Origin of the sequence: Clostridioides sp. ZZV15-6597 (assembly GCF_020657815.1) — a bacterium.
Lineage (GTDB): Bacteria > Bacillota > Clostridia > Peptostreptococcales > Peptostreptococcaceae > Clostridioides.
In genome coordinates this window covers 1-3,704 of sequence record NZ_JAGWCT010000187.1, presented here as the reverse complement: position 1 = coordinate 3,704, position 3,704 = coordinate 1, and the positions used below count along the sequence as shown (strand labels likewise).

The 3,704-nt window shown below is 31.5% G+C and carries 3 protein-coding genes and 1 pseudogene; all 4 read left to right on the top strand.

What is annotated here, in order from left to right:
* Positions 1–156: 156 nt before the first annotated feature.
* A complete protein-coding gene (gene hpt / locus KGF52_RS20575; protein ID WP_227828330.1) occupies positions 157–696 on the top strand; it encodes a hypoxanthine phosphoribosyltransferase in 540 nt (179 codons plus the stop codon).
* A 259-nt stretch (positions 697–955) separates the two neighbouring features.
* Complete coding sequence (locus tag KGF52_RS20570; protein ID WP_227828331.1) at positions 956–1,489, top strand: sigma-70 family RNA polymerase sigma factor; 534 nt, start codon at positions 956–958, stop codon at positions 1,487–1,489.
* 63 nt (positions 1,490–1,552) lie between these two features.
* On the top strand, positions 1,553–2,770 hold the full coding sequence (locus tag KGF52_RS20565; RefSeq protein ID WP_227828332.1) for a DUF4179 domain-containing protein: 1,218 nt from the start codon (positions 1,553–1,555) through the stop codon (positions 2,768–2,770).
* Between the two features lie 103 nt (positions 2,771–2,873).
* Positions 2,874–3,704, top strand: a pseudogene (locus tag KGF52_RS20560) (collagen-like protein); the annotation flags it as partial.

Below are 3,704 nucleotides of genomic sequence, written 5' to 3'. Positions count from 1 at the left end.
GGATATATGATTTACTTAAAATAGATAATATCTTGTTAATAATTGTTGAATATGCTTAAAAACTCAATAATATTGGCTAATATTGAATAAGAGTATTGAAAAAGTGAGCAATCTCTTATAAAATTAAGAAGGATTATTACAATTGGAGGTCTTTTTATGGATATAGAAACAAAAAAATGGGAAGTATTGTATTCAGAAGAAAAAATTAATGATAAATTAAAAGAATTAGGAGCGATTATAGAGAAGGATTACAAAAATAAAAATCTTATGATTGTGTCTCTATTAAAAGGAAGTTTTATATTCTGTGCAGATTTAGTTAGAAATATAAATTTACCTCTTAGAGTTAACTTTATGACTACTTCTAGTTATGGAAACAGTGAAGAGAGTACTGGAACGGTTAAAGTTGTTTCCGATGTAACTACTGATATAAAAGGATATGATGTATTGGTTGTAGATGATATTACTGACTCTGCATTGACTATGGATTTTGTTTTAAAGCATCTAAAAGCTAAAAATCCTGCTAGTTTAAAATGTTGTGTACTTTTAGACAAGCCAAGTAGAAGAAAGGTTGATTTAGTACCAGATTATTGTGGGTTTGAGATAGAAGACAAATTCGTAGTAGGATATGGATTTGACTTTGAAGATTACTATAGAAATGTTCCTTATATATTTAATGTAACTGATGAAGATAGATAAGCAATTTTTTAATTTTATAGATACCTCAATATAATTTTGATAAATTATATTGAGGTATCTTTTTATTTTGGGGTTTGATTTGGAGTTATCTTGTATTCGTATCAAGCTATAAGTTCAACATAGTAAAATTGTTTTGATAGTTTTATCCAAGCTTTGATTCTGTGTTTAGAAATATAAAAAAAATTTTAAAAATTTGATAGGAAATACGATTTTTAATTGTATTAGTAGTTGTAGAAGCTTTTACAAAGGAGGAGTTAACTTGGAGGATAAATTGATAATTAAAAACATAATAAAGAAAAAAGAAAAGGGTATGGAAATGCTTATAGATGAGTATGGGAATTTTATAGCATCTATAGTTAGAAGGACTCTTATGGATGCTAGAATTTATGAGGAAGAATGTGTTGATGATGTGCTTTTGTCAATCTGGAATAACATAGAAAAATTTGATAATGAAAAAAACTCTTTTAAAAACTGGATAGGTTCTATTTCTAAATACAGAGCAATTAATTATAGGAAAAAGTATATAAGTAATAATACTTATTTAAATATAGAACATGAAGAAATACCATATATAGATAAAGAGTTGGATATGAGAGAAATTGAAGAGGAAATAAATGACCTTATAAGCACATTAAATGATAAAGATGCAGAAATTTTTAGAAGGTATTATTTAGAAGATATATCACTAAAGGATATAGCTATACAAAATGAAACCACTGTTGAAAACTTACATAATAGATTATCAAGAGGAAGAAAGAAGTTGAGACTGCATTTAAATAAAAAGAAAGCTTAGAGATAATAGATAAGATAATTAAGGATTTAAATATAGAAAATATAGAATAAAAGGAGAGTTTTTATGAAAGATAAATTTGGTTTATTTAATGAAACAAATATAGATATAGAAAAATACGATGATATTGTATTAAGTAATGAAGAAAAGGATGAAATGAAGAAGAGAATGAAATCTAAGATTCAATATAGTAAAAAGAATAATTTTAAGAGATATGCTTTAGTAGGAGGATTATCAGTAGTTATTTTAGGTTCAACTGCATTTACTAATGAAACTACCTTGGCATATATGCAACATCTTGGAAAGCAGATAGAATATTTCTTTAATAAGGATACTGAAGAACTTAAACCTTATAAAAATATTGTAGATGATGTTGCTACAGATAAAGGAATAGATATAAAGTTAAATGAGATTATGCTTGGTGATGGAGAATTATTTTTAAATATAAGTGTTGATGATAGCAAACTTGATAAAGATGCTTTGGGCTTAAAGAAACAAGGAGGATTCTTAGGAATTGATGATATCAAAATAAAGGTTGGAGATATGAACTTTGTTTCAATAACAGGGCCTTCTACATCAGAAAAAAATAAAGATGGTACTACTAATATGGTTATGACTTGTAAGCTTGATAATCTAGATAAAGATGGAGATGGAAAAGGGGATGTCGAAAATTTTGATTTACTAAAAAATGTGGATTTAAATAAAGACTATGATATAAATATAAGTATAAATAAAGTTGAATATGAGTTAAATAAGGATATAAAAACATCAAAAGAGATAGAGGTAGGAAATATGGGAGGAGTAGAAGGTGAACACCTAAATGGATATCTTAGTGGACAATGGGAATTTAATACAAGTATAAATGGTTCAAATATAGTCAAAGATACAAAAATTTATAATGTAGATAAAAATGTAAAATTAAAAAATAAAAATATTGATGTTGATTTAGTATTAAAAGAAGTAAGGGTTTCTCCTACCAAAATCAGAGTGATTTACGGATTTAAAACTAACAAATATAATTTCAATAAAGGTGATGATACACCAAAGATACTTGAGTTTGCACTTAAAGATGGAAGAGGAAAAGATTTAGAATTACTTAGTGGTGCAGGAGGTTATGACTTAAGTTACTCTAAAGGTAATTATATTGAATCTTCTTTAGAATATGAAATTAAGAAAGATGTTAAAAAACTAAAAATAACTCCAATAATAGAAGATTGGAGTAAAGAAATTAATAATATAACAGAATTTAAAAAACAAGGTATAGATGTTGATATAAGTAAATAGATGTATTATCACATAATAAATTGTCTATTCATATAATTATATAGAGCAATATTAGATACTTGTCTAATATTGCTCTAATTTTAAAATAGGGAGAATTTATTATATGGATGATTACAAAGATAATTCAGGTCCAAGTTTATATCAAGATGTAGGACCAACGGGACCAATAGGTCCGACAGGTCCTAAAGGAGCAACAGGGGCAACAGGAGCCAATGGAATAACAGGTCCAACAGGAAACACAGGAGCAACAGGAGCAAACGGAATAACAGGTCCAACAGGAAACACAGGAGCAACAGGAGCAAATGGAGCAACTGGAGAAACAGGGCCTAGAGGGGCAACAGGGGCAACAGGAGCCAATGGAATAACAGGTCCAACAGGAAATACAGGAGCAACAGGAGCCAATGGAATAACAGGTCCAACAGGGAACAAAGGAGCAACAGGAGCAAATGGAGTAACAGGAGCAACTGGTCCAGCAGGAGCAACCGGAGCGACAGGGACAACAGGAATAACAGGAGCAACAGGAGCAACAGGGGCAAATGGAATAACAGGCCCAACAGGGGTAACAGGAGCAACAGGAGCAACAGGGGCAAATGGAATAACAGGCCCAACAGGAAACACAGGAGTAACAGGAGCAAATGGAGTAACAGGAGCAACCGGAGCAGATGGAGCAACAGGAGTAACAGGCCCAACAGGAAATACAGGAGCAACAGGAGCAGATGGAGTAACAGGAGCAACAGGGGCAATAGGGGCAACAGGTCCAACAGGAGCAGATGGAGCAGTAGGTCCAACAGGAGCAGTAGGAGCAACAGGTCCAGATGGAGAGGTAGGTCCAACAGGAGCAGATGGAGTAACAGGACCAACAGGAGCAGATGGAGCAGTAGGTCCAACAGGAAATACAGGAGCAACAGGAGCAGATGGAGCAGTAGGTCCAACA

What these genes read in the sequence shown, in the direction of transcription:
- hpt (WP_227828330.1), top strand. Translation starts at nt 157, where the DNA reads ATGGATATAGAAACAAAAAAATGGGAAGTATTGTATTCAGAAGAAAAA.
- KGF52_RS20565 (WP_227828332.1), top strand. Translation starts at nt 1,553, where the DNA reads ATGAAAGATAAATTTGGTTTATTTAATGAAACAAATATAGATATAGAA.